This is a genomic window from Streptomyces sp. NPDC002054 (assembly GCF_040296685.1).
GTDB lineage: Bacteria > Actinomycetota > Actinomycetes > Streptomycetales > Streptomycetaceae > Streptomyces.
Genome location: NZ_JBEOXT010000029.1, coordinates 12,474 through 38,477 on the forward strand (window position 1 = coordinate 12,474; position 26,004 = coordinate 38,477).

The following is a 26,004-nucleotide window of genomic DNA, read 5'->3' on the forward strand; positions in this document are numbered from 1 at the left end:
TGGCGTCCGGGCCCCTCTCGTGTCCGTAGCCGCAGGCTACGGAACCTGCGTGGCACGCGCCTCACGGCGATTGTGCCGGAAGGTGTTCACCCGCCGCGTCGTCGCGAACAGCGGAATGGTCGCCGCCAACACGATCTGCAGGGCGCAGCCCGTCTGCAGCAGCAGCTGACCGCCCGGCGCGTCGAACGCCCACGCCGCCAGCAGCCCCATCGCTCCGACGATCCAGCTGAGCATCGCCGCCGCGAGGACACCTCGCGGCTTGGGGTACTCGACCCGGCTCACCATCAGCCAGGCCACCCCGATGATCGCCAGCAGGGTCGGCACGAACGGCAGCTCCAGCAGCACGATCGAGACGACCGTCAGCGCGCCGAAGGGGCTCGGCATGCCCTGGAACATGCCGTCCTTCATCGTCACGCAGCTGAATCTCGCGAGTCTGAGCACCACGGCGAGCAGCACCACGATCGCCGCCACCGCCGACACCTTCTGGTGCGCGTCGTCGGCGACCATGCCGTAGACCAGCACGAAGTACGCCGGCGCCAGACCGAAGCTGATCAGGTCGGACAGGTTGTCCAGCTCAGCGCCCATCGGCGAGCTGCGGAGCTTGCGCGCCACGAGCCCGTCGAACAGGTCGAAGACCGCCGCCAGCAGTATCAGTATCACCGCGGTCGCGGCGCTGTGGCGGGCCATGCCCGTCTCGGTGCTGCCGGTGAGGTGCGGGATGAGGATTCCGGTGGTGGTGAAGTACACCGCCATGAACCCGCAGGTCGCATTGCCGAGGGTGAGGGTGTCCGCTATCGACAGCCGCAGCGAGAGAGGCATCTCCTCGCTGTCGGCCTCCGCGGGCGCCGCCTCCGGCACCCAGTCGGTGCGGTCGGTGCGGTCGCTGTGATCGGTACGGCTCGCCGGTGATTCGGGATCAGTCACGGTCAATTCGGGTCACCCCCGCGGTCGTGGCCTGGCCGACCTCGACCGCGACCTCGACGCCCTCGGGGAGGTAGATGTCGACGCGCGAGCCGAAGCGGATCAGACCGATCCGTTCGCCCTGCTCCACCTTCGTGCCGGCCGGCACGTAGGGGACGATCCGACGGGCGACCGCACCCGCGATCTGCACCATCTCGATGTCGCCGAGCTCGGTGTCGAAGTGCCAGACAACGCGCTCGTTGTTCTCGCTCTCCTTGTTGAACGCCGGGACGAATCCGCCGGGGATGTGCTCCACGGACGTCACCGTGCCGGCCAGCGGCGCGCGGTTGACGTGGACGTTCAGCGGGCTCATGAAGATCGCGACGCGGGTCCGTCCGTCCTTCCACGGCATGATGCTCTGCACCACACCGTCGGCGGGGGAGATGACCCGGCCCTGTGCGATCTCTCGCTCGGGGTCGCGGAAGAACCACAGCATGCCCGCCGCGAGTGCGGTGGTGGGCACGGCCGCCGCGGCCCAGCGTCCGGACTTGCGGGCCCGGGTCAGGCTGAGCGCCGCGGCGGCGACGGTCGGCAGAAGCCACGGCGATGCTCCGCGCGCGAGGCGTACGCCGGAACGGCTGTCGCGAGGTGCAGAGGTTTGGCTGTGGGGCATGGATGACCTTCGTAGCGAGGGATTGCCGCGCCGTAAACGGGGGGACGGGACGGCGGCTTTACTGGAATGCTATCGGTTGCGCGCAACAACTGGGCAAGCCAGAAGCCGAGTCGATGACCGAAGGCCAGTGACTGGATGTGACCCTTTTCGCTCCCAAAGGGTGGCGAATCGGGACGTTCAGCCCTGCAGTCGGTACTCCTCGAGCAGGCGTCGCCCAATGATCATTTTCTGGATTTCGGCGGTACCTTCACCGATGAGCAGCATCGGCGCCTCACGGTAGAGCCGCTCGATCTCGTACTCCTTGGAGAATCCGTATCCGCCGTGGATCCGGAAGGCGTCCTCCACCACCTCCTTGCAGTACTCGGAGGCGAGGTACTTCGCCATCCCTGCTTCGAGGTCGTTTCGTTCCCCGGAGTCCTTTTTGCGTGCTGCGTTGACCATCATCGCATGGGCGGCCTCGACCTTGGTAGCCATCTCGGCCAGCTTGAACTGAATGGCCTGGTGCTGAGCGATCGGCTTCCCGAAAGTGTGACGTTGTTGGGCATACGAGACACCCAGCTCGAACGCACGCTGCGCGACACCACAGCCACGCGCCGCCACGTTCACGCGGCCGACCTCGACGCCGTCCATCATTTGGTAAAACCCTCGGCCGGTGGTCCCGCCCAGGACACGATTGGCCGGAATGCGCAGTCCGTCCATGATGAGCTCGGTCGTGTCGACCCCCTTGTAGCCCATCTTGTCGATCTTGCCGGGGATGGTCAGGCCCGGACGGACCTCACCGAAGCCGGGCTCCTTCTCGACGAGGAAGGTCGTCATCGACTTGTGGGGCGCGGTGCCCTCGGGGTGTCCTTCGTCACTTCGGACGAGGACGGCCACCAGGGTGGAGCTGCCGCCGTTGGTCAGCCACATCTTCTGGCCGTTCAGGACGTACTCGTCACCGTCCTTCACCGCCTTGGACGTGATCGCCGACACATCCGAGCCCAGGGCCGGCTCGGACATCGAGAACGCGCCCCGCACCTCGCCCAGCGCCATCCGGGGGAGGAAGTAGTCCTTCTGCTCCTGGGTGCCGTGCTGCTTGAGCATGTACGCGACGATGAAGTGGGTGTTGATGATGCCCGAAACGGACATCCAGCCCCGAGCTATCTCCTCCACGCACAGGGCGTAGGTGAGCAGCGACTCGCCCAGGCCGCCGTACTCCTCCGGGATCATCAGCCCGAAGAGGCCGAGCTCCTTGAGGCCGTCGACGATCTGCTGCGGGTACTCGTCGCGGTGCTCCAGCTCCGTCGCGACCGGGATGATCTCCTTGTCGACGAACTCCCGGACGGTCTTCAGGATCTCCTGCTGGACGTCGGTCAGCCCGGCGGTCTGGGCGAGTCGTGCCATGGCTACTTCCCCTGTTCCTTCAGCTGGGGGCGGCCGGGCTGCTCGCCGCCGCGCTCCTTGATGTACGTCTCGGTCGGGACCATCACCTTGCGCCGGAAGACGCAGACCAGGGTGCCGTCCTGCTTGTAGCCCTTGGTCTCGACGTAGACGATCCCGCGGTCGTTCTTCGACTTCGACGGGGTCTTGTCCAGGACCGTGGTCTCGCCGTAGATGGTGTCGCCGTGGAAGGTCGGCGCCACGTGCCGCAGCGACTCGATCTCCAGGTTGGCGATGGCCTTGCCGGAGACGTCCGGGACGGACATGCCCAGCAGCAGCGAGTAGATGTAGTTGCCCACGACCACGTTCTTGCCGAAGTCGGTCGTGTTCTCCGCGTAATTGCTGTCCATGTGGAGCGGGTGGTGGTTCATCGTGAGTAGACAGAACAGGTGGTCGTCGTACTCGGTGACGGTCTTTCCGGGCCAGTGCTTGTAGACCGCGCCGACCTCGAACTCTTCGTACGTGCGTCCGAACTGCATGGCTCAGGCCTCCGCCGTCTTCTCAGTCGAGGGGTGTTCGAACTTGGTGGTGCGCTGCATGCCGGCGGCGCGGCCCTTGCCCGCGATGACCAGCGCCATCTTGCGGCTGGCCTCGTCGATCATCTCGTCGCCGAGCATGGCCGAGCCCTTCTTGCCGCCGGCCTCGGAGGTGCACCAGTCGTACGCGTCCAGGATCAGCTCGGCGTGGTCGTAGTCCTCCTGGGAGGGGGAGAAGACCTCGTTGGCCGCGTCCACCTGGCCGGGGTGCAGCACCCACTTGCCGTCGAAGCCCAGCGCGGCGGCCCGGCCGGCCACCTCGCGGTACGCGTCCACGTCGCGGATCTGCAGGAAGGGACCGTCGATCGCCTGGAGGTTGTGCATCCGGGCGGCCATCAGGATCCGCATCAGGATGTAGTGGTAGGCGTCCGCCGGGTAGCCGGGCGGCTGCATGCCCACGACCAGCGACTTCATGTTGATGGAGGCCATGAAGTCGGCCGGGCCGAAGATGATCGTCTCCAGCCGCGGCGAGGCGGCGGCGATCTCGTCGACGTTCACCAGGCCCTTGGCGTTCTCGATCTGCGCCTCGATGCCGATCTTGCCGACCTCGAAGCCCATGGTCTTCTCGATCTGGGTCAGCAGCAGGTCCAGCGCCACCACCTGCTGGGCATCCTGAACCTTCGGCAGCATGATGCAGTCCAGGTTCTGGCCCGCGCCCTCGACGACCGTGATCACGTCACGGTAGGTCCAGTGGGTGGTCCAGTCGTTCACCCGGACCACGCGGGTCTTCCCCGTCCAGTCGCCGTTGTTCAGCGCGTCCACGATGGTGTGGCGGGCGCCTTCCTTGGCGAGCGGTGCACACGCGTCCTCCAGGTCCAGGAAGACCTGGTCGGCCGGCAGGCCCTGTGCCTTCTCCAGGAACCGCGGGTTCGAACCGGGAACCGCGAGGCACGAGCGGCGCGGGCGCAGACGGTTGACGGGGGACAGGGGCGTGGTCATGCGGGGACCTCCGTGCTTGAAGCAGTTGCCAGGGGGTGAAGCTTGTGTGCTTTGCGGATCTCGTCGACGATACGGCCGATGATCTCCGTGATGCCGAAGTCCTTGGGGGTGAACACGGCGGCGACTCCGGCGGCCTTGAGCTCCGCCGCGTCGGCATTCGGAATGATGCCGCCGACGATGACGGGCAGGTCCTCCGCCCCCGCCAGGCGGAGGCGTTCGAGCACGTCCGGCACGAGCGCACTGTGCGAGCCGGACAGGATGGACAGTCCCACGCAGTGCACGTCCTCCGCCAGGGCTGCCGATGTGATCTGTTCCGGCGTCAGCCGGATGCCCTGATAGACCACCTCGAAGCCGGCGTCACGGGCCCGTACGGCGATCTGCTCGGCTCCGTTGGAGTGCCCGTCCAGGCCGGGCTTGCCCACCAGCAGCCGCAGCCGGCCGGCGCCGATCTCCTCGGCCGTCCGCGCCACCTTCTCGCGGACCTCGTGCATCGGGGTGCCCGGCTCGGCGGTGACCGCGACCGGGGCCGAGGAGACCCCGGTGGGGGCTCGGAACTCGCCGAAGACCTCGCGGAGGGCGTTCGCCCATTCGCCGGTGGTGACACCCGCGCGGGCGCACTCCAGGGTGGCCTCCATCAGGTTCTCGGTGCCGGCCGCGGCCTCCTTGAGGCGCTCCAGGGCCTGCCGGGTGGTGGGGAAGACGAAGGGATCGCCGTTCCCCTGCCGGTCCGAGGACTCCTGCCGCTCGGACCGCCAGCGGCCGATGCGCTCGACGGTGAACGCCTCCGTCGCCGGGTCCACCGTCATGATCGCGCCGTCCAGGTCGGCGGTCAGCGGGTTCTCCTCGGTCTGCTGGAAGCAGTTCACGCCGACGATCTTGTCCTCGCCGGCCTCGATCCGGGCCCGCCGCTCGGCGTGCGAGGAGACCAGCTGGGACTTCAGGTAGCCGGACTCGACGGCCGCCATCGCGCCGCCCATCTCCTGGATCCGGTCGATCTCGGCCAGGCAGTCGGCGACCAGGGAGTCGACTTTGGCCTCGATGACGTGGGATCCGGCGAAGATGTCCTCGTACTCCAGCAGATCGCTCTCATGGGCGAGCACCTGCTGGATGCGCAGCGACCACTGCTGGTCCCAGGGGCGGGGGAGGCCCAGCGCCTCGTTCCAGGCCGGCAGCTGCACGGCCCGCGCGCGGGCGTCCTTGGAGAGGGTGACGGCCAGCATCTCCAGGACGATGCGCTGGACGTTGTTCTCCGGCTGTGCCTCGGTCAGCCCGAGCGAGTTGACCTGGACGCCGTACCGGAAGCGCCGCTGCTTGGCGTTCTCGATGCCGTAGCGCTCCTTGGTGACCTGGTCCCAGATACGGCCGAAGGCGCGCATCTTGCACATCTCCTCGATGAACCGGACGCCCGCGTTCACGAAGAAGGAGATACGGGCGACCACCTCGCCGAACCGGTCCTCCGGGACCTGCCCCGAATCGCGGACCGAGTCCAGCACGGCGATCGCGGTGGACATCGCGTACGAGATCTCCTGGACCGGAGTGGCCCCCGCCTCCTGCAGGTGGTAGCTGCAGATGTTGATCGGGTTCCACTTCGGGATGTGGTTGACCGTGTACGCGATCATGTCCGTCGTCAGCCGGAGCGAGGGCCCGGGCGGGAAGACATGCGTCCCGCGCGAGAGGTACTCCTTGACGATGTCGTTCTGGGTGGTGCCCTGGAGCTTGGAGATGTCCGCGCCCTGCTCCTCGGCGGCCACCTGGTAGAGCGCCAGCAGCCACATGGCGGTGGCGTTGATCGTCATCGAGGTGTTCATCTGCTCCAGGGGTATGTCCTGGAACAGCCGCCGCATGTCGCCCAGATGGGAGACCGGGACCCCGACCCGGCCCACCTCGCCGCGGGCGAGGATGTGGTCGGGGTCGTAGCCGGTCTGCGTCGGCAGGTCGAACGCGACCGACAGGCCGGTCTGGCCCTTGGCGAGGTTGCGGCGGTACAGCTCGTTGGACGCCTCGGCCGTGGAGTGGCCGGCATACGTCCGCATGAGCCACGGACGGTCCTTCTGGCGCTCTGTCATCTCAGGCGATCCTTATGGCCTTTGAGCCGACTCAGACGTTGCGGAAGCGGTTGATCGCGTCGAGGTGCTTGGCGCGCATCTCGTGGTCGCGCACGCCCAGACCCTCCTCGGGGGCCAGCGCCAGCACGCCGACCTTGCCCTGGTGGAGGTTGCGGTGGACGTCGTACGCGGCCTGGCCGGTCTCCTCCAGCGAGTAGACCTTCGACAGGGTGGGGTGGATCTTGCCCTTGGCGATCAGGCGGTTGGCCTCCCACGCCTCGCGGTAGTTCGCGAAGTGGGAGCCGATGATGCGCTTGAGGGACATCCACAGGTAGCGGTTGTCGTACTCGTGCATGTAGCCCGAGGTGGAGGCGCAGGTGGTGATGGTGCCACCCTTGCGGGTGACGTAGACGCTCGCACCGAAGGTCTCGCGGCCCGGGTGCTCGAAGACGATGTCGATGTCCTCGCCGCCGGTCAGCTCGCGGATGCGCTTGCCGAAGCGCTTCCACTCCTTGGGGTCCTGGGTCTGCTCGTCCTTCCAGAACTTGTAGCCCTCGGCGTTGCGGTCGATGACCGCCGTGGCGCCCATGGAGCGGCAGATGTCCGCCTTCTCCGGGCTGGAGACCACACAGATCGGGTTGGCGCCGCCGGCCAGCGCGAACTGGGTGGCGTAGGAGCCGAGGCCGCCGCTCGCGCCCCAGATCAGGACGTTGTCGCCCTGCTTCATGCCGGCGCCGTTGCGGGAGACCAGCTGGCGGTAGGCGGTGGAGTTGACCAGGCCCGGGGACGCCGCCTCTTCCCAGCTGAGGTGGTCCGGCTTCGGCATCAGCTGGTTGGACTTCACAAGTGCGATCTCTGCCAGCCCACCGAAGTTGGTCTCGAAACCCCAGATGCGCTGCTCGGGGTCGAGCATCGTGTCGTTGTGGCCGTCCGAGGACTCCAGCTCGACCGAGAGGCAGTGCGCGACGACCTCGTCGCCGGGCTTCCACGAGTTCACGCCGGGGCCGGTGCGCAGGACCACGCCCGCGAGGTCGGAGCCGATGATGTGGTACGGCAGGTCGTGGCGCTTGGTGAGCTCCGACAGGCGTCCGTAGCGCTCCAGGAAGCTGAAGGTGGACACCGGCTCGAAGATCGAGGTCCAGACGGAGTTGTAGTTGACCGAGGAGGCCATGACGGCCACCAGGGCCTCGCCCGGGCCGAGTTCGGGGACCGGGACCTGGTCGAGGTGCAGGGACTTGCGCGGGTCCTTCTCGCGGGTGGTGAGCCCGGCGAACATCTCCGTCTCGTCCTTGTGCACGGTGATCGCGCGGTACGAGTCGGGGAGCGGCAGGGCCGCGAAGTCGTCGGCGGTAGCGGCCTGCGACTGGATCGCGTCCAGAATGTCCTTCACGGGAGTACCTCCGGCGAGCGCTGAATGAGGGTGCGCTGAAGAAGTTCGTGTCTGTGGTGTGGTGTGTGTGCCGTCGGTTCGGCGGTGCGTGTTGCGCGTGGTGCGAGTGACGCCTGTGGTGGGGCGTGAGGGGTGCCTGGTGACGCAGGCATCCGGGGCGCGTTCCGAGCCGTGGTGAGCGTGGACCGCGGGGACATCCGGACGAGCCCAACGTATGGCACCCCGTGTCACTCGACAAGGCACCGCGTGCCAAAACTTTCTCTCATTTGCCGATTGACCTGCGCAGATGAGCGATGATCGATCAGAGTTACCCGCCAGTAGGGGCAACTTGGACAAACGGAAGTGGCCGCCCCCGGAACGGGAGCGGCCACTGTGACGCGTGTCGCGTTTGTGTCAGGTCGACGTCAGGTCGGCTCAGGTCTTGCGCAGTGCCTTTTCGATGGTCCGCATGACCTCGTCCAGCGGGGCGTCCGTGCGGGCCACCGTCACCAGCACCTCACCCTCGGTCCGCACCACCGCCTCCGGCGCCTCGGCCGGAACCGGCCGGCCCTGCCCGGCCGGCTCGGCCATCGCGCCCAGCGCCCGGCCCGCACCGATCCCGGTGCCGAAGGTCTTCCGTACGATCGCGAAGGCGTGGTCCAGCTGCGCCTCCACATCCCCCTGCCCGCCCGCCCGCAGCCAGCGCCGCAGGACGTGGTTGTGGGCCGTGACCACCGCCGACGCCGCCACCTCCGCCAGCAGCGGATCGTCGTTGCCGTCGTGGTGGTCCTGCTCGTCGAAATGGGCCAGCAGATAGCGGGTGAACAGCCGCTCGTACCGGGCCACCGAGGCGATCTCGCGCTCCCGCAGGGCCGGCACCTCACGGGTCAGCCGGTACCGCTCCACCGACACCGCCGGCGAGGCGGCGTACATCTTCATGACTTCCTTGATGCCCCGGCAGACCGTGTCCAGCGGGTGCTCATGGGCCGGGGCCGCGTCGAGGACCGCCTCGGCACGGGTCAGGGTGTCGTCGTGGTCCGGGAAGATCGCCTCTTCCTTGGACCGGAAATGACGGAAGAAGGTACGCCGGGCCACCCCGGCCGTCGCGGCGATCTCGTCGACCGTCGTCGCCTCGTACCCCTTGGTCGCGAACAGCTCCATCGCCGCCGTGGCGAGCTCGCGGCGCATCTTGAGCCGCTGGGCGGCGGCCCGGGAGCCGGCGGCGCTCTCCGGGGCATCGGAGGAGGCCGTGGCGGCACGGGCCTGGGTCTTGGCGGGCTGGGACATAGTGCGAACGTACTGCATGCGCGCCGGGGCGCGCGCCCGAGGGCTGTCCTGGCCCGAGGGGTGGGACGGATGCGGGGGAGAGCCCGCACTGGGCTCGGGAGGGTATGTCCGCCGTGAGGGTCCGGCGGACCCGAGCAGCCCTCCCCACGCATCCGGCTCGTGGGCCCGCGGGTTACCGCCGGGCGTACTCACGGAATCCGCGGCCGGTCTTCCGGCCCAGGCAGCCCGCCGCCACCAGGTGCTCCAGCAGCGGGGACGGGGCCAGACCCGGGTCGCGGAACTCCTTGTGGAGCACCTTCTCGATGGCGAGGGAGACATCCAGGCCGACCACGTCGAGCAGCTCGAACGGCCCCATCGGGTACCCGCCGCCCAGCTTCATCGCCGCATCGATGTCGTCCAGCGACGCGTAGTGCGTCTCCACCATCTTGATCGCGTTGTTCAGGTACGGGAACAGCAGCGCGTTCACGATGAACCCGGCCCGGTCCCCGCAGTCCACCGCGTGCTTGCGGACCGCTGCGCAGACCTCCCGGACCGTGGCGTGCACATCGTCGGAGGTGAGCACGGTCCGGACCACCTCGACCAGCTTCATCGCCGGCGCCGGGTTGAAGAAGTGCATCCCGATCACGTCCTGCGGGCGCGAGGTCGCGCGGGCGCAGGCGATCACCGGAAGCGAGGAGGTGGTGGTCGCCAGCACCGCACCGGGCTTGCAGATCTTGTCCAGCGCGGCGAACAGCTCCTGCTTCACCGCCAGGTCCTCCGCGACCGCCTCGACGGCCAGGTCGACCTCGGCGAACGCGTCCAGGGAGCCGGCCGGGGTGATCCGGTCCAGGGTCTGCCCGGCGGCCTCCTCCGACAGCCGGCCCTTGGCGACCGCCCGGGCCAGAGACTTCCCGATCGCCGCCTTCGCCGCAGCGGCCTTCTCGTCACTGCGGGCGGCCAGCACCACCTCGAAGCCGGCCTGCGCGAAGACCTGCGCGATACCACTCGCCATCGTGCCGGAGCCGGCCACGCCGACCGAGCGCACCGGACGGCCCGCGACCGGGCCGGAGCCCTCCAGCGGGGTCAGCGCGTCCCGGACCACCGCCGGGCTGCCGGGCGCCTCGTACGTGTAGAACCCGCGGCCCGCCTTGCGGCCGGTCAGCCCCGCCTCCGTCAGGTGGCCCAGGATCGGCGCCGGGGCGTGCAGCCGGTCGCCGGAGGCGGCGTACATGGCCTCCAGGACGGTCCGCGCGGTGTCCACACCGATCAGGTCGAGCAGGGCGAGCGGGCCCATGGGCAGACCGCAGCCCAGCTTCATCGCCGCGTCAATGTCCTCGCGGGAGGCGTACTTCGACTCGTACATGGCGGCGGCCTGGTTGAGGTAGCCGAAGAGCAGCCCGTCGGCGACGAACCCGGGGCGGTCGCCGACCGCGACCGGCTCCTTGCCCAGCGACCGGGCGAGCGCGGTGACCGCCTCCACGGCAGGCGGCGCGGTCAGCACCGAGGAGACCACCTCGACCAGCTTCATCGCGGGCGCCGGGTTGAAGAAGTGCAGGCCGATCACCCGCTCCGGGCGCTGCGATTCGGCGGCCAGCCGGGTCACGGACAGGGCGTTGGTGCCGGTCGCCAGGATCGTGTCGGGCCGGACGATCGCGTCCAGCTCGCGGAACACCTGCTGCTTCAGCTCGTAGTTCTCCGGCACGACCTCGATGACGAGGTCGGCGTGCACGGCGGCCTGCAGATCGGTGAAGGTGCGCAGCCGGGACAGCACGCCCCGGCGCTCCGCCTCGGTGATCCGCTCCTTGGCGACGGCCCGGGCGGTCGCGCTCTCCAGCGCGGCGACACAGGCGCGGCCGGCGGCCTCGCTCACATCGATGCCGATGACCTCGTGGCCGGCGCGGGTGAGGACTTCGGTGATGCCGGTGCCCATCGTGCCGAGGCCGACGACGGCAACGGTCTGAAGGGTGGGCTGACCGGACGTGGACGGAAGGTCCATGACAGGACTCCAGTGAGGGTAAAGGGGTGACGGCTGAGCGGGCAGCGGGCATGCGCGAAGAAGAGAGGGGCGCGACTGCCGTGCGCGAGATGCGAGGGTGCGGTGTGCGCGGGCGGGGCGATGCGGGATACGCGATACGCGTTACGCGATGCATGACGGTGCTGCGGCGAAGGGCCCTGTCCCGGGGCGCCCGCCGTACAGACATGCCGAACCGACCGACGCGGGGGCGGCTGCGTCACCAGGCCGCTCCTGCTGACGCGAGAGTAACCCCACTGGTAACCGCTTGGCCAGAGCCGCGGAGGTGTGACGTGCACAACCGACCGGCGGGCGGCTGGAGTCCGGGCGGAGACCGACGGGGCCCGCCCCAACCCCCTATCGTGGGCGGATGACTGCGCTGGAACGGCTTCGCGCCGAGGCCGCCGAGTCCGACCAGTCCGCCGGGGCGGCGGAGTACGAGCGGCTCGCCGCGGCCCCGCCCGACGAGCTGGCCGAGGCGCTCACCGCCGGCGGCCTCCCCCTCTGGGCGCGGGAACTCGCCGCCTACCGGCTCGGCCTGGCCGGCGACCGGCGCGCCTTCGAAGCGCTGGTCCTGCTCCTCAACCACCGGGACCCACCCCGCTGCACGACCGCCGCCGAAGCCCTCGCCGTCCTCGGCGACCCGCGCACCGCCCGGGCCGCCGCCGCCCTCGCCACCAACCCCCTGCGCACCGCCTACGCCCTCCAGCCGGTCCGGCTCCTCACCGCCCTCCGCGCCCCGGAATCCGCCCCGGCCCTGATCGCCACCCTGACCCGGCTGCTGTCCCCCCACGACCCGTACTGGCGAATCGCCCTGGCCTGCGTCGAGGGCCTCGGCACCCTCGCCGACCCACGCGCCCGCGAGGTCCTGCTCCGCGCCCAGTCCCACCCCCGCCTGGCGGTCACGGCGACCGGGGCGCTCAGGGCGCTGCCACCATCTCCCGGGTGATCGCCCAGCGCTCGTGGTCCCGCCAGGCGCCGTCGATGAACAGGAAGTCGGGGGAGAAGCCCTCCAGGCGGAAGCCGCGGCCCCGGACCAGGGCGATCGAGGCGGTGTTGGCGGGCTGGATGTTGGCCTCCAGGCGGTGCAGGTCCAGCTCCTCGAAGGCGTAGCCGACGAGCAGGCCGAGCGCCTCCGCGAACAGGCCGCGGCCGGCCGCCTGCGCGAATGCGCCGTAGCCCAGCGCCCCGCACCGGAAGGCGCCCCACACGATGTTGTTGATGTTGATGAACCCGGCGATGCCCCCGCTCGCCCGCTCGCACACCAGGAACCCGGCCCGGGCCTCCTCCTCGATCAGCCGCCGCGCGTACGGCTCGTACTCCGCCTCCGTGTCCGGCGGGGACAGCCACGGCCGGTGCAGCTCGCGGCTCTCCCGGACCCGGGCAGTGAACTCGGGACCGTCCTCGAGCCGGAAGGGGCGCAGCCCCACGCGCGGGCCGGTGGTGAGGTACAGCGGAAGATCAGCCATCGGCAAAGGCTAGGCCCTGTCCGGGCTTATGCCAGGTCCGGACCGGCCAGGTCGAGGGGCGGGACGTCCGTGCGGGTGAGGCCGAATGTACGCACGTACAGCGCGAGTTCCGTCTCCAGTGCGCGGATCATCGTCTCCGCCCGGCGGAAACCGTGGCCCTCGCCCTCGAAGGCCAGGTACGCATGCGGAACCGAGCGGTCCCGCAAGGCGGCCAGGAAGCGCTCTGCCTGGGCCGGCGGGCACACCACGTCGTCCAGGCCCTGGAGCAGCACGAACGGGGCCGTGATCCGGTCCGCGCGGGCCAGCGGGGAGCGCTCGCGGCAGCGGACCGCCAGGGTGTCGGGCGGGCCCGCGAGGGAGTCGATGTAGCGGGACTCCAGGTCGTGGGTCTCCTCGGCGAAGCCCCGGAGGTCCAGCACCGGGTAGATGATCGTGCCGCACGCGTACAGCTCGGTGGCGGCCAGCGAGGCCGCCGTCGTCCAGCCGCCCGCGCTGCCGCCCCGGATGGCGAGCCGGTCCGGGTCCGCGGTGCCCTCGGCCGCCAGCGCCCGGGCGACCGCCGCGCAGTCCTCCACGTCCACCACGCCCCACTGCTCGCGCAGCCGCTCCCGGTAGGCCCGGCCGTAGCCGGTGGAGCCGCCGTAGTTGACCTCGACCACGCCGATGCCGCGCGAGGTGAAGTACGCGATGTGCAGGTCCAGGACGGGCGGCACGTGGTCGGTGGGACCGCCGTGCGCCCACACCACGAACGGGGGCAGTTCGTCGGCCGGGGCCCGGCGGGCCGGGTGGTGCGGCGGGTAGACGTGGGCGTGGATCTCCCGGTCGTCCGGGCCGAGGAAGGTACGGCTCTGCGGCTCCGGGTAATAGGAGGGGTCGACCGGCTGCGCGCGCCGCCCCCCGACCACCCGGGCCCAGCCGGTGGCCGTGTCCAGCTCCACGACCTCGTACCCGCTGCGCGGACTCGCCGCGACCCCGTACACCCGCGAGCCGGCCACGGCCAGGGTCGGCTGCCAGGCGGTCCACGGCCCGGCCACGTCCACCAGGTCCCCGGTCTCCGGATCCAGTATCCCCAGCACCGAGGCGCCCTGGCCGTGCAGCACGGCCACCGGCCCGGCCGGCAGCGGCGCCAGCCAGCCCAGGCCGGTCTTCCACAGCGGCCCGCCGAACTCCTCCTCGCGCGGGCACAGGTTCACCGCCGCCCCCGTGCCGGGGTCGACCCGGTACGGATTCCACCAGCCGCTGCGGTCGCTGACCGCCAGCAGGCTGCCGTCCGCAGCCCATTCGACCTGGGCGACGGCCTCCTCCGGGCCGCCGAGGACGGTCCGGATCCGGTCGAGCCCGCCGGTCTCCGTCACCTCGGCGAGCTTCAGCTCGGTACCGTCCCACGGCATCCGCGGGTGGTCCCACACCAGCCAGGCCGCCTGCCGCCCGTCCGGGGAGATGCGCGGCCCGGTGGTGAACCGGTGCCGGTCGTCCGTCAGCTCCCGGACCGCGGACCGGTCCTCGGCCGCCGACCCGTCCAGCGGTACGGCGGCCGGCACCCGGCGCACATCCGTCGGGGCCGGCCCGGTGAACTCCTCGAGCACGCACCACACCTCGGCACCGCGCACCACCGGGTCCGCCCAGCGCAGCCCGCCGCCGACCCCGGACAGCGGGGTGAGCGGCCACGGCACCGCCCCCGGCACGTCCGGCTCGTACGCGTACAGCCGCTGATCGGCGAAGTGCACGAACACCACCAGCGGTCCCCGCTCGCCGCGCGGCACCCCCGTCCAGGGCCGGCCGCCGTACTCCACGACCCGGCTGCGGACGTTCCACGGTGCGGGCAGAACCGATTCCTCCGGGCCGCCCTCGGCCCGGAGCCGGACCAGGGCCCGCCGGCCCCCCTCGGCGGGCCGGGGCTCCGTCCACCACACCTCGCCGCCGAGCGTGCCGACGTACTCGGGGCGCCCGTCGAGCGCGGCGGCCAGCGCGGCGTCGATGGGCGAGGGCCAGCTGCCGTACGGCCCGTCGGGCCCGTCTGGTTCACCGGCGTGCATCGGTTCGCCGGGGTGCATCACAGGGCCCGCAGCGCGCGGTCCAGGACGTGGACCCCGAAGTGCAGGGCGTCGACCGGGACCCGCTCGTCGACCCCGTGGAACAGCGACCAGTAGTCGAAGCCGGGCGGCAGCTTCAGCGGGGAGTAGCCGTAGCCGGTGATGCCGAGCCGGGAGAACTGCTTGGCGTCCGTACCGCCCGCCATGCAGAACGGCACCACGTGCCCGTCCGGGTCGAAGTGCTCGACGGACTCGCGCAGGATCGAGTACGTCCGCCCGTCGACCGGGGCCTCGAGGGCCACCTCGCGGTGGTGGAACTCCCACTCCACGTCCGGGCCGGTGAGGGCGTTCAGCGTGTCGATGAACTCGCGCTCGCCGCCCGGCACCATCCGGCCGTCCACATAGGCGGTGGCATGGCCGGGGATCACGTTCAGCTTGTAGCCGGCGCTCATCATGGTCGGATTGGCGCTGTTGCGCACCGTCGCCTCGACCAGCGCGGCGGCCGGGCCGATCTTGGCGAGGACGGTGTCCAGGTCGAAACCCGGTCCGCGCGGGTTCACCGACAGGCCGTCCAGCGCCGCGAGTTCGGTGATGCAGGCGGTGACGGTGTCGGTCAGCCGGACCGGCCACTCGTACTCGCCGATCCGGGCCACGGCCGCCGCGAGCCGGCTGACCGCGTTGGCCCGGTTGGGCTTGGAGCCGTGGCCGGCCGTGCCGTGCGCGGTGAGCTTCAGCCAGGCCGTGCCGCGCTCGCCGGCGGCGATCGGGTAGAGCGCCCGGCCGCGTTCGGTGTGCACGGTGAACGCGCCCGACTCGCTGATGCCCTCCGTACAGCCCTCGAACAGGTGCGGGTGGTGGTCGGCGAGGAAACCGGAGCCGTCGACGGCGCTGTCCTCCTCGTCGGCGGTGAAGGCGATCACGATGTCCCGGCGCGGCCGGACGCCGGCCCGGGCCCAGGCCCGTACGACGGCCAGGACCATCGCGTCCATGTTCTTCATGTCGACGGCGCCGCGGCCCCACACCACCCCGTCGCGGACCTCGCCGGAGAACGGGTCCACGCTCCAGTCGGCGGCCTCCGCCGGGACCACGTCCAGGTGGCCGTGGACCAGCAGGGCGTCCGCGGACGGATCGGTGCCCTCGATCCGGGCGACCACATTGGTGCGGCCCGGGGTCCGCTCCAGCAGGACGGGTTCCAGCCCGGCGGCGGCCAGCCGCTCGGCGGCGTACTCGGCGGCGGGCCGCTCCCGGCAGTCGCCGCCGCCCCGGTTGGAGGTGTCGATGCGGATCAGCCCGGAGGTGAACTCGACCACCTCCTCCAAGGCCGTCGCGTCCACGGGGGATTCCGGAGGGCTGACCTGCCGGGAGATCTCTTCGGTGTGCATGTCAGCCATACTGCTCCTCCACGGCGGCCGAGACGATCGTGGTGACCGCCTTGAAGGTCCGGATTCCCTCGAACATCGTCGGGCTGCTGTACGCGACCCTGCGCTCACCCGTCCGGTCCACGCCCGGTACCACGGTCGCCGCCATCGACAGGTGCTCGGCGTCGAACTCCAGCTCCACGGTGAACGGGCCGCCGGACACCGGATCGTGCCGGACCGCCAGGGCGGTGGCCTCCTTGGCGGCGGCCCGGATGTCGGCGGCCGTCCGGGCCGGGGTGCGGCAGACCGCCGCATACCGCGACACATGGTCCTTGACCGCGACGGTACGGGCCCGGGGCGCGTAGCCGGCGGCGTCCGCGCAGGTCAGGTCGTCGCCGGTGACGAGCACCACGGGGACCCCGTACTCGGCGACCACATGGGAGTTGAGCAGGCCCTCGCTGGCGCGGACCCCGTTGACCCAGACCCCGGTGATGGAGTTGGCGAGGTAGGTGTGGGCGAGGACCCCTTCGGTGCCGGCGCCCGTGTGGTAGCCGACGAAGGCGATCCCGTCGACGTCACCGTGCTGGACCCCCTCGACCATGGAGAGGGACTTGTGCCGGCCGGTGAGCATCTCGACCCGCTCGTCGAGCCGCTCCAGCAGCAGATTGCGCATGCTCCAGTGGGCTTCGTTGATCAGCACCCGGTCGGCGCCGCCGTCGAAGAAGCCCTGGGCGGCGGCGTTGACGTCGGAGGTGAACAGGGAGCGGCAGCGCTCCCACTGCGGAGTCCCGGGCAGCACGTCGGCGGGCCAGGTGACGCCGGTGGCGCCCTCCATGTCGGCGGAGATGAGGATCTTCATCAGGCCCCCGGGTGTGCGTGCCGGTGCGCGTCGCCGGTCGACAGCGCGGACTGCCCCAGCCTATCCAGGGGGCGGGCGGGGGCCCAGGGCTCCTGCCGCGTGGCGCGCGGCCCGGCAGGGCCGGGCCGCGAAATCACTCGAACCGGTGAGACCGGCTCCGGCGGCAGCCGCCGTCGGCAACCGCCGTCGGAAAACCGCCGCCAACCGCGGGGCTCAGGCCTCGACTTCGGCGGCCAGGTTGGCGAGCACGCTGTCGTAGATGCGGCCGAGGCCCTTGGGGGCGAAGGTGCGCTCGAAGAAGCCGCCGATCCCGCCGGCCCCGTTCCAGACGCTGGTCACAACGGCCCGGGAGGTGCCCTCGCCCGCCGGAGTCACGGTCCAGGTGGTGACCATCGAGGAGTTGCGGTCCTTCTCGACCAGCCGGCCGTCGGAGGGCTCGGTGACCTCCAGCAGGCAGTCCCGCACGCGCTTGCTGGTGGCCTGCAGCTTCCAGTGCACCAGCGTGCCCTCGCCGTCGCCGCCCTCGCGTACCTCGTACTCGCTGAAGTGCTCGGGGAGCAGCTTGCCGCGGGTGCCGGTGTAGTCCGCCAGCGCGTCGAACACCGTCTCCGCGTCGGCTGCGATGATCCGCTCCGTGGTGGCCTCGACCTGCGCCATACCTGTTCCTCCAGCAGTCGTGAACGCTCGTTGCGGCGGCAAGCCAATCACCTCCGGGGCAGGTGCCCAAATCCGGGTCGGGTACCGGCACACCGCAGGCCGTCAGATACCGCCTCCGCAGCCGCCGCCCCCACCATCGCAGCCGCCACCGCCACCGCCGCATCCGGCGATGCCGCCGAGGCCGGGCGCTTCCGATCCGGGCCAGGGGCCCGACCGGCGCGTTGAGGGGCGGGCGGTGCTCGGCGGGGGTGGCGGCGGGACCAGTACGTCCGCCAGCTCCTTGGGCATGGCCCGGTACGAGTCGCGGGCGACGGCCAGCAGGACGGCCGCCTCGGCCGGGCCGAGTGCTTCGCCCGGTTCCGGTTCCGGGCGCCAGTCCGGGTCGGCGGCGGATTCGCGCATCAGCCGCTCGGCCGGTGCAGTGGTGGAGCGCACCAGCGGGACCCAGCCCGCCCGCCGGTGGACCGTCGTTTCCACGGCGGCGGTCAGGATGGCGAAGCAGGCCAGCGGGGCCAGGCCGTGGGTCCGGCCGAAGGCCAGGTCCAGGGCGACCGCGGCGGCTGCCGCCACCAGGGTGCCGGCCCGGGCGGCGACGAACACCTTCCTGGCGCGGACGGCCGGCGTCTGGAGGGCGGGATCGGCGAGGAGTCCGCGCCGGACCAGGGAGGTGCGGACGGCCCGTACCGCGTCGGTGTCCGCGGCGGAGTTCGCCAGCAGCCGGCCCACGGCCGTGCCATCGGCATGGGCGAGGGCGAGAACGGCGGCCCCGATCGGGTCGGCCGCTGCCGCCTCCGCCGCCCGGGCGGTCTGCGCCGGGCCGATGACCGTTCCGGAGCTCGTGATCGCCCCCCAGGCCTGGCCCTTCGGGCCCCGGGCGACGGCCGGGGCGGCCGGCACGGTCCGGGTTGCCGTCAGCACGAGCGGCTTGTCGCTGCGGACCGTGATCCGGCCCGCCAGGTACAGCCGGCAGATCGCCGTCCGGGCCACCCAGTGCGAGCCGCCGTACAGCTGGGCGATCTCGTAGACCGTGAGCGGGACGCCGCCGACCGGCCCGGCCCGGTCCGGCAGGGCCCGGTGCAGCCGGTACGACCGGATCCGCCGGGCCGCGGCCACCGGCCAGCCCACCGCCGCCGCCACGAACAGGATCAGCCAGCCGAAGTCCGCCATCTCCGTACCCCCCCCGGGCAGTTGTGCGGCTGTTTCCCCGGTCCGCCCGGGCCCCAAACCGCACCCCGCCCCGCCCCCGCACGATCATGGGAACATTTGTTCTATTCTCGGTCGGGAGCTACCGAGGAGGCGCCATGCGCTGGGACAATCTGACCGCCGGCCCGGGCCGGCCGGAGGGCGCGGCCGGACCCGCCGCCCCCACCGCCCCCGCCGCCCTGTTCGGCGCGGACGCCGTGGTCACCCGTACCTTCGACACCCCCGAATTCCGCGGGATCACCTTCCATGAGGTCCGCGCCCGGTCGATCGTCAACCGGGTCCCCGGCGCCTCCCGGATGCCGTTCGAATGGACCGTCAATCCGTATCGTGGTTGCTCTCACGCTTGCGTCTATTGTTTTGCGCGCAACACCCACAGCTATCTCGACCTCGACACCGGCCTCGGCTTCGACTCCCAGATCGTGGTCAAGACCAACGCCCCCGATCTGCTCCGCCGCGAGCTCGGCTCCCCCCGCTGGACCGGCGCGCACATCGCCATGGGCACCAACGTCGACTGCTACCAGCGCGCCGAAGGCCGCTACCGCCTGATGCCCGGGATCATTGAAGCCCTGCGCGACCACGCCAACCCCTTCTCCATCCTCACCAAGGGCACGCTGATCCTGCGTGATCTGGAGCTGCTGCAGCAGGCCTCCGAGGTCGCCGAGGTCGGCATCTCCGTCTCCGTCGGCTTCACCGACACCGCCCTGTGGCGGACCGTGGAACCCGGCACCCCCTCACCCGCCCGCCGGCTGGACGTCGTACGGACCCTCACCGAACACGGCATCGAATGCGGGGTGCTGATGGCGCCCGTCGTCCCCTTCCTCGGCGACGCGCCGGAGCAACTCCGGGCCACCGTGCGGGCCATCGCCGAGTCCGGCGCCACCTCCGTGACACCCCTGGTACTCCATCTGCGGCCGGGTGCCCGCGAGTGGTTCACGGCCTGGCTGGCCGCCCACCACCCCGGACTGGTCGAACGCTACGAACGGATGTACGCGGGCGGGGCGTACGCGCCGACCTGGTACCAGCGCCGCATCACCCGCCAAGTCCACGAACTGGCCGCCGAATTCGGCATCGGCCCGAGCGGGCGCGGGGCGGCCCGGAAGGCGGTGCTGCCGGAACGCCCCGCCGAGCCGCTCCCGGCCGGGCCCACCCAGCTGACCCTGCTGTGACCCCGGCGGCGGCCCGGGCAATGATCGGAAGAGTCATCAGATCGGGCCAATAGGCAGGGCAATCCCGCCTTCCGGGGGCGGGTTCCGGGACGATTCCGCCCAGAACCCTCTGCCGGGAGGCCCACCTCATGATCCCCCCTCGTTCCCCTTCCCGCACGATCCCCTTCAAGAAGCGGGCCGCCGTCCTGCTGTCGATCGCCACCGCCGCCACCGCCCTGGCGAGCCCGGTCACCGCCGCCGCCCCGGCGGCGCCCGCCGCGGCAGCCGCGGCAGCCGCCCTGAAGTGGACGAAGTGTGCGACCACCCGCTACCCGAACCTCCAGTGCGCCACCCTGAGCGTCCCGCTCGACCACGCGCAGCCGGCCGGCCGGAAGATCTCCCTGGCCCTCACCCGGGTCCCGCACACCGCCGCGAAGTCCCAGGGCCCGCTGCTGGTGAACCCGGGCGGACCCGGCGGCAGCGGCCGTTCCCTGGCCGGGTACATCGCCTCCGCGCTGCCCAAGGACGTGGCCGCCCAGTACGACATCATCGGCTTCGACCCGCGCGGCGTCGGCCGCAGCGAGCCCGCCCTCGACTGTGGACCGGGGCACTTCACACCCGTACGCCCGGACTCAGTGCCGTACCGCGCGGCCGACGAAGAGGCCAACCTCGACCGGGTCCGCTCCTTCGCCAAGTCCTGCGCGGACCGGCACGCCGATGTCCTCCCGCACATCGGCACCGTCGCCGCCGCGCGCGACATCGAACTCCTCCGCCAGGCCCTGGCCGCCCCCCGGATCAGCTACTTCGGCTACTCGTACGGCACCTACCTGGGCGCGGTGTACGCCAAGCTGCACCCCAAGCGGGTGCACCGGCTCGTCCTCGACTCCGTCGTCGACCCGTCGGGCGTCTGGTACCAGGACAACCTGGCCCAGGACATCGCCTTCGACGCCCGCCACAAGGCGTTCCTGGCGTGGGTGGCGCGGTACGACGCGAAGTACGGGCTGGGTAGCGACCCGGCCGGCGTCGAGGAACGCTGGTACGCCATGCGGGACGCGCTGCGCGCCGAGCCGGCCGGCGGCAAGGTCGGCCCGGCGGAGCTGGAGGACACCTACCTGCCGGGCGGCTACTTCAACGGCTACTGGCCCAGCCTGGCGGAGGCCTTCGCCGCGTTCGCGGTACGCAAGGACCCGGCGCCGCTGGTCGCCGCGTACGAGCGGTTCGGCGCGGTCGACCCGGCGGCCGGCAACAGCTACAGCGTCTACAGCGCGGTGCAGTGCCGGGACTCGGCCTGGCCGAGGGACTGGAACGTGTGGCGGCGGGACATGTGGGCCACCCACGCCAAGGCGCCGTTCATGACCTGGAACAATGCCTGGTACAACGCGCCGTGCGCGTTCTGGCCGACCGAGCAGCTCGAGGCGCCGGACATCACCAACACCGAGCTGCCCCCGGCCCTGCTGGTCCAGGCGACGGAGGACGCGGCCACGCCGTACTCGGGCGCGGTGAGCATGCGGGAGAAGCTGGCGGGCTCGGCGCTGCTGGTGGAGCAGGGCGGCGGCAACCACGGGGTCGCGCTCAGCGGGAACAAGTGCCTGGACGAGAAGGTCGCGGCGTACCTCGGCTCGGGCCGAGCCGCCGACGCAACCTGCCCGGCCCAACCAACCCCCGAACCCACCCCGCCCACCCGAGCCCTCCCCCCCTCAGCATCCGGCGCCGCCCTCCACGGCCTCCTCGGCTCCCGCGGCTGAACCCGCCCGGCCCCGGCCGGCCGGCCCGGGCCGGGCCGGCCGGCTAGGCCCGCCCGGCCGGTCGGCGCCCGAGCCGGCCGCCTGCCCGGCCTGGCCCACACGGCGCACCTGGCCGACCCGGACTACCTGGCCCGCCCGGGCCGGCCCACCCGGGCCGGGATCGGCCCGCGGGGGCCTGTCAGGCCCTGCCCGGCCCCGGGCCCGATCGGGCGCGGCCTGCCCGGCCCCGCCCGGCCTGGGTCGGTTTGGCCCCGCCCTGCCTGGGCAGGTCCGCGCCAGCTGGCCTGCCCGGCGCGGCCCGCATGGCCGGCCGCCGCCGGCCACTCGGCCCGCCCGGCGGGGAGTTGGCCCAGCCACCTTCGCCGCCCGACCCGGCTCCGCCCCGGCCCGGGGCGAAGCCGGGCTCGCCTGCCTTGAGCTCGGTCTGCCGGACCCATCCAGCTTGGGCCGCCTGGCCCGCCTGGCCCGGGCTCGCACCGGTCCGGGCCAGGCCGGTCCGCCCAGCCCCGGCCCTGGCCCGGGTCCGACCCGGCCGGGTTCGGTCCCGCCCCGCCTGGGCGGGTCCGGGCGGGATCTGCCGGTCGGCTAGGTCCGAACGGTCAGGCGCCCGGCGCTGGTCGGGCCGTCGGCCCAGCCGGCTGACGCGTTCGGCCCGGCTCCGGGGCGCCCGCCGGGCCCCGTCCGGCTGGGGGCAGCCCAGCCGGACGGGGCCGCGTGGCACGGCTCCGGCCCGCCCGCCCCACCCGGCCCCCGGCCGGGCTGGCAGGATCGGGGCGCATGAGCAGTGATCACATCACCCGGATATCCGCCCCCGACGGCGTCAGCCCCGGCACCGGCTACAGCCATGTCGCCTTCGGCACCGGCCGGTTCATCGCCGTCTCCGGCCAGTGCGCCCTCGACGAGCGCGGCGCCGTCGTCGGCCCCGGCGACGCCGCCGCGCAGGCCCGGCAGGTGTTCGAGAACCTCCGCCGGTGCCTGGCCGCAGCCGGCGCCTCCTTCGAGGACGTCGTCAAGCTGACGTATTTCGTCACCGATGTGGCCGATCTTCCGGCCGTCCGGGCCGCCCGCGACGCCGTCATCCCCGCCGACCGGCTCCCCGCATCCTCCGCGGTCCAGGTATCGGCCCTGTTCCGCCCCGAACTCCTCCTGGAGATCGAGGCGTTCGCCGTGATCCCGCCGGACCGGCCCGCTCCGGCCGGTGCGGCATAGTGGGGGCATGAGAACGCTCGTACTCATCGACGCACCCTCCAACCTGGGCCTGCGCCCGCCCGCCCCGGGAACCGTCCCCGGCGTCTACAAGCTCGCCGGGGCCCTGCGCGAGCAAGGACTGCTGGCGCGCCTCGGCGCCCGGGAGGGCGGGGTCGTGGTGCCGCCCCGCTACGACCGTGGCACCTGGCAGGCCGGGGACGGGGTGTTCCACGCCGAGCGGCTCGCCGCGTACACCGTCACCCTCGCCGACCGCATCGAACGCCACCTGCGGGCCGGGGAGTTCCCCGTGGTGCTCGGCGGGGACTGCTCGATCCAGCTCGGCGCCTCCCTGGCCATGCGCCGACTCGGCCGGTACGGGCTCGCCGCCATCGACGGCTCCGCCGACTTCCGGCACGCCGGGAACACCGCGGTCAACGGGCCGGTCGGGGCCGCCGGCGGGGAGGAGCTGGCCATCGCCACCGGCCGCGGCCAGCGGGACCTCGCCGACATCGAGGGGCTCTCCCCGTACCTGCGCGACGACGACGTACGGATCTTCGGCGTACGCGACGGCGACGAAGACCTGGCCGAGCTGGGCGCGCTCGGGATCCGGACGGCCACCGTCGGGGAGATCCGCGAGCGCGGGCCCGCGACGGTCGCGAAGGCCGCGCTGGACGGGCTGCACCCGCCGGTGACCGAAGGGTTCTGGGTGCACCTGGACGCCGACGTGCTCGACCCGAGCGTGATGCCGGCCGTGGACAGCCCGGACCCGGACGGCCTGCTCCCCGCCGAACTGGCAGAGCTGTTGGGTGTGCTGGTGGCCTCGCCGCGCTGCGTGGGGCTCAACGTCACCATCTACGACCCCGATCTCGACCCGGACGGGAGCGCGGGAGCCCTGCTGGCCGACCTGGTGGCCGGGGCTTTCCCGACCCCCTGACGGGGTGGCCGGCCCCGAAGGGGCCCGGTCGGGTCCGGCCTCGCCCGGTCCCGACCCCGGTTCCGGCCGGGCAGGGCCGGGACCGGCGTCGACCGACTGTGTCCGGTCGGGACCGGATCCGACCAGTCCCGGCCGGGGTTCGGCCGGGTCCGGCCGGAGGCAAGCCCCGTCCCGGCGGGGCCACCCGCACGGCGTTCGCCCGGCTCTTGTTCTCCGCCCCTCGCGGCGTGTTCCATTCCCCCATGGCCACCACCGTGCGTCGCGCCGTCCTCACGCTGCCCGCCGCCCCGCTCGGGCCCGAGAATCCGCTGCCGCCGCTCCGTGTCCTCGACGAGGTGCACGTCCTCGACGAACGGGCCCGCGCCGGCCTGCCCCGCGACATGGCCCGGCAGATCGGCTACGAGCCGCTGCGGTCGCTGCTGCCCGTGCGGCTCAACGACGGGTACCGGCGGGAGCGGTCGGCGACGGACTTCGAGGCCGTGGTGCTGGAGAACGAGCACCTCAGAGCCACCGTGCTGCCGGGCCTCGGCGGCCGGCTCCACTCGCTGGTCCAGCTGCCCACCGGCCGCGAACTCCTCTACCGCAACCCGGTGTTCCAGCCCGCCGCCTTCGCCCTCAACGGCGCCTGGTTCTCCGGCGGCGTCGAATGGAACATCGGCGCGACCGGCCACACCACCCTGTCCTGCGCGCCGCTGCACGCAGCCCTCGTGCCGGCCCCGGACGGCGGCACGATGGTCCGGCTCTGGGAGTGGGAACGCCTGCGGAACCTGCCGTTCCAGGTGGATCTGTGGCTGCCGGACACCTCCCCGTTCCTGTACGTCGGAGTCCGTGTCCGCAACCCGCACGAGCGGCCCGCGCCCGTCTACTGGTGGTCCAATATCGCCGTCCCCGAGACCCCCGGGATCCGGGTGCTCGCCCCCGCCGACCAGGCCTGGCACTTCGGCTACGAACGCAGCCTGCGCCGGGTCCCGGTGCCGGAGTGGGAGGGCGCGGACCGGACGTACCCGCTGCACAGCGAGTACCCGGCCGACTGGTTCTACGAGCCCGCCGAGGACGCCGACCGGCCCTGGATCGCCGCACTGGATGCCGAGGGGCGCGGACTGGTGCAGTCCTCCACCGCGCTGCTGCGCGGCCGGAAGCTGTTCGTGTGGGGCGCGGGCCGGGGCGGGCGGCGCTGGCAGGAATGGCTCACCGAGCCGGGCACCCCCGGCTACGCGGAGATCCAGGCGGGCCTCGCCCGCACCCAGCTGGAGCACGTACGACTGGACGCCGGGGCCGAGTTCAGCTGGCTGGAGGCGTACGGGCCGCTGGCCGCCGACCCCGCCGCGGTGCACGGCGCGGACTGGCCCGCAGCCCGCGGCGAGGCCGAGCGGGCCCTGGGGGCGGCCCTGCCCCGCGAACGGGTGGACGCGGCCTACGCGGCCTGGCGCCCGTACGCCGACCGGGAACCGGAGCAGCGGCTCGCCACCGGATCGGGCTGGGGCGCACTGGAGGTGCTGTGCGGCGGCCTCAAGCTGCCCGGTACCCCGTTCGAGGAGGCGGAGGTGGGCGAGGCGGAACGCCCCTGGCTGGAGCTCTGGCGGTCGGGTGCGCTGCCCGCCCCGGACCGCCCCGCCCCGCCGGGCCCCAGCCTGGTCGCCCCGCACTGGCGGGACATGCTGGAGACCGCCCCCGCCGACCCGCTGACGGAATACCACCTGGGCGTCGCCCAATGGCACGCGGGCGATGTGGCCCAGGCGGTCCGCAGCTGGGAACGCGGCCTGCCCCTCGCCCCCGCCCGGTGGCCCCTGCTGCGCTGCCTGGCGGTGGCCGACGGGCTGGCGGGCGACCCCGGCCGGGCCGGGGACCGGTATGCGGAGGCCTTCGCGGGCCTGATGGCCGAGAGCCGGAGTGGCGAGGCCTGTAGCGGCGAGGCTTGGGCAGCTGCGGAATCGGCCCTCGGCCGGGAGGCGATGGCCGCACAGCTGGCGGCGGGCCGGACCCGGGAGGCGCGGGAGATCTGGGACCGGCTCCGGCCTGGCCAGCGGGAGCAGGGGCGCTTCCGGCTGCTGGCGGCGAGGCTGCTGGTCGCCGAGGGCCATGTGGCCGCCGCCCGGCGGCTGTTCGAGGACGGCATAGAGGTCCCTGACCTCCGCGAGGGCGACGAGATCCTCTCCGAGGTCTGGTCCTCCCTGACCCACGCCCCCCTCCCGGCCCGCTACGACTTCCGCATGCGCCCGCAGTAACCCGCCGGTAACGGTGCGCGATCCTCTCCT

21 protein-coding genes are annotated in these 26,004 nt (G+C 72.2%); 6 read left to right on the top strand and 15 right to left on the bottom strand.

Annotated features, from left to right (window positions below; genetic code table 11):
* Nucleotides 1-36: 36 nt before the first annotated feature.
* From pssA to ABT123_RS24970, 9 genes are all read right to left on the bottom strand, one after another.
* On the bottom strand, nucleotides 37-930 hold the full coding sequence (gene pssA / locus ABT123_RS24930; protein ID WP_502971037.1) for a CDP-diacylglycerol--serine O-phosphatidyltransferase: 894 nt from the start codon (nucleotides 928-930) through the stop codon (nucleotides 37-39).
* Nucleotides 917-1,573, bottom strand: a complete 657-nt coding sequence (locus tag ABT123_RS24935) for a phosphatidylserine decarboxylase (RefSeq protein ID WP_351318459.1) — start codon at nucleotides 1,571-1,573, stop codon at nucleotides 917-919. Before ABT123_RS24935 ends, pssA begins: the two co-directional genes overlap by 14 nt.
* A 177-nt stretch (nucleotides 1,574-1,750) precedes the next feature.
* Nucleotides 1,751-2,956, bottom strand: a complete 1,206-nt coding sequence (locus ABT123_RS24940; RefSeq protein ID WP_351318461.1) for an acyl-CoA dehydrogenase family protein — start codon at nucleotides 2,954-2,956, stop codon at nucleotides 1,751-1,753.
* Between the two features lie 2 nt (nucleotides 2,957-2,958).
* Nucleotides 2,959-3,471, bottom strand: coding sequence for a MaoC family dehydratase (locus tag ABT123_RS24945; RefSeq protein ID WP_030155134.1), 513 nt, complete (start codon nucleotides 3,469-3,471; stop codon nucleotides 2,959-2,961).
* 3 nt (nucleotides 3,472-3,474) lie between these two features.
* Nucleotides 3,475-4,467 (bottom strand): HpcH/HpaI aldolase/citrate lyase family protein, encoded by a 993-nt coding sequence (locus ABT123_RS24950; RefSeq protein ID WP_351318463.1) that lies wholly within the window; start codon nucleotides 4,465-4,467, stop codon nucleotides 3,475-3,477.
* A complete protein-coding gene (locus ABT123_RS24955) occupies nucleotides 4,464-6,533 on the bottom strand; it encodes an ethylmalonyl-CoA mutase (RefSeq protein WP_351318465.1) in 2,070 nt (689 codons plus the stop codon). Before ABT123_RS24955 ends, ABT123_RS24950 begins: the two co-directional genes overlap by 4 nt.
* A 31-nt stretch (nucleotides 6,534-6,564) precedes the next feature.
* Nucleotides 6,565-7,902 (bottom strand): crotonyl-CoA carboxylase/reductase, encoded by a 1,338-nt coding sequence (gene ccrA, locus ABT123_RS24960; protein WP_351318467.1) that lies wholly within the window; start codon nucleotides 7,900-7,902, stop codon nucleotides 6,565-6,567.
* A 414-nt stretch (nucleotides 7,903-8,316) separates the two neighbouring features.
* Nucleotides 8,317-9,186, bottom strand: coding sequence for a TetR family transcriptional regulator (locus ABT123_RS24965; RefSeq protein ID WP_351318469.1), 870 nt, complete (start codon nucleotides 9,184-9,186; stop codon nucleotides 8,317-8,319).
* A 154-nt stretch (nucleotides 9,187-9,340) separates the two neighbouring features.
* Complete coding sequence (locus ABT123_RS24970; RefSeq protein WP_351318471.1) at nucleotides 9,341-11,143, bottom strand: 3-hydroxyacyl-CoA dehydrogenase family protein; 1,803 nt, start codon at nucleotides 11,141-11,143, stop codon at nucleotides 9,341-9,343.
* 385 nt (nucleotides 11,144-11,528) lie between these two features.
* Here ABT123_RS24970 and ABT123_RS24975 point away from each other — a divergent pair, with 385 nt between their 5' ends.
* Nucleotides 11,529-12,107, top strand: a complete 579-nt coding sequence (locus tag ABT123_RS24975) for a HEAT repeat domain-containing protein (protein ID WP_351318473.1) — start codon at nucleotides 11,529-11,531, stop codon at nucleotides 12,105-12,107.
* On the opposite strand, the gene ABT123_RS24980 is transcribed toward ABT123_RS24975, so the two are convergent.
* The 6 genes from ABT123_RS24980 to ABT123_RS25005 form a co-directional block, all read right to left on the bottom strand.
* Entirely contained in the window at nucleotides 12,079-12,627 is a 549-nt protein-coding gene (locus ABT123_RS24980) for a GNAT family N-acetyltransferase (RefSeq protein ID WP_351318475.1), read from the bottom strand. The genes ABT123_RS24975 and ABT123_RS24980 overlap by 29 nt on opposite strands.
* 26 nt (nucleotides 12,628-12,653) lie before the next feature.
* On the bottom strand, nucleotides 12,654-14,663 hold the full coding sequence (locus tag ABT123_RS24985; protein WP_351318477.1) for a S9 family peptidase: 2,010 nt from the start codon (nucleotides 14,661-14,663) through the stop codon (nucleotides 12,654-12,656).
* A gap of 17 nt (nucleotides 14,664-14,680) precedes the next feature.
* Nucleotides 14,681-16,042, bottom strand: a complete 1,362-nt coding sequence (locus tag ABT123_RS24990) for a M20/M25/M40 family metallo-hydrolase (RefSeq protein ID WP_351318650.1) — start codon at nucleotides 16,040-16,042, stop codon at nucleotides 14,681-14,683.
* A 1-nt stretch (nucleotide 16,043) separates the two neighbouring features.
* On the bottom strand, nucleotides 16,044-16,877 hold the full coding sequence (locus ABT123_RS24995; protein ID WP_351318479.1) for a M55 family metallopeptidase: 834 nt from the start codon (nucleotides 16,875-16,877) through the stop codon (nucleotides 16,044-16,046).
* A gap of 213 nt (nucleotides 16,878-17,090) precedes the next feature.
* Nucleotides 17,091-17,534 carry an SRPBCC family protein gene (locus ABT123_RS25000; RefSeq protein ID WP_351318481.1) on the bottom strand — a complete coding sequence of 148 codons (444 nt, stop codon included), beginning with the start codon at nucleotides 17,532-17,534 and terminating at the stop codon, nucleotides 17,091-17,093.
* A 102-nt stretch (nucleotides 17,535-17,636) separates the two neighbouring features.
* Nucleotides 17,637-18,701 carry a DUF2207 domain-containing protein gene (locus ABT123_RS25005; RefSeq protein ID WP_351318483.1) on the bottom strand — a complete coding sequence of 355 codons (1,065 nt, stop codon included), beginning with the start codon at nucleotides 18,699-18,701 and terminating at the stop codon, nucleotides 17,637-17,639.
* Nucleotides 18,702-18,835: 134 nt separating this feature from the next.
* Here ABT123_RS25005 and ABT123_RS25010 point away from each other — a divergent pair, with 134 nt between their 5' ends.
* The 5 genes from ABT123_RS25010 to ABT123_RS25030 all read left to right on the top strand — a co-directional run bounded on the left by ABT123_RS25010 (nucleotide 18,836) and on the right by ABT123_RS25030 (nucleotide 25,974).
* Nucleotides 18,836-19,903: an Rv2578c family radical SAM protein gene (locus tag ABT123_RS25010; protein WP_351318485.1), complete on the top strand. Its 1,068-nt coding sequence runs from the start codon at nucleotides 18,836-18,838 to the stop codon at nucleotides 19,901-19,903.
* A gap of 128 nt (nucleotides 19,904-20,031) precedes the next feature.
* On the top strand, nucleotides 20,032-21,627 hold the full coding sequence (locus ABT123_RS25015; protein ID WP_351318487.1) for an alpha/beta hydrolase: 1,596 nt from the start codon (nucleotides 20,032-20,034) through the stop codon (nucleotides 21,625-21,627).
* Between the two features lie 777 nt (nucleotides 21,628-22,404).
* Entirely contained in the window at nucleotides 22,405-22,836 is a 432-nt protein-coding gene (locus ABT123_RS25020; protein ID WP_351318489.1) for a RidA family protein, read from the top strand.
* A gap of 7 nt (nucleotides 22,837-22,843) precedes the next feature.
* Nucleotides 22,844-23,749, top strand: a complete 906-nt coding sequence (locus ABT123_RS25025) for an arginase family protein (protein WP_351318491.1) — start codon at nucleotides 22,844-22,846, stop codon at nucleotides 23,747-23,749.
* A gap of 242 nt (nucleotides 23,750-23,991) precedes the next feature.
* Nucleotides 23,992-25,974 (top strand): DUF5107 domain-containing protein, encoded by a 1,983-nt coding sequence (locus ABT123_RS25030; RefSeq protein WP_351318493.1) that lies wholly within the window; start codon nucleotides 23,992-23,994, stop codon nucleotides 25,972-25,974.
* Nucleotides 25,975-26,004: the final 30 nt, after the last annotated feature.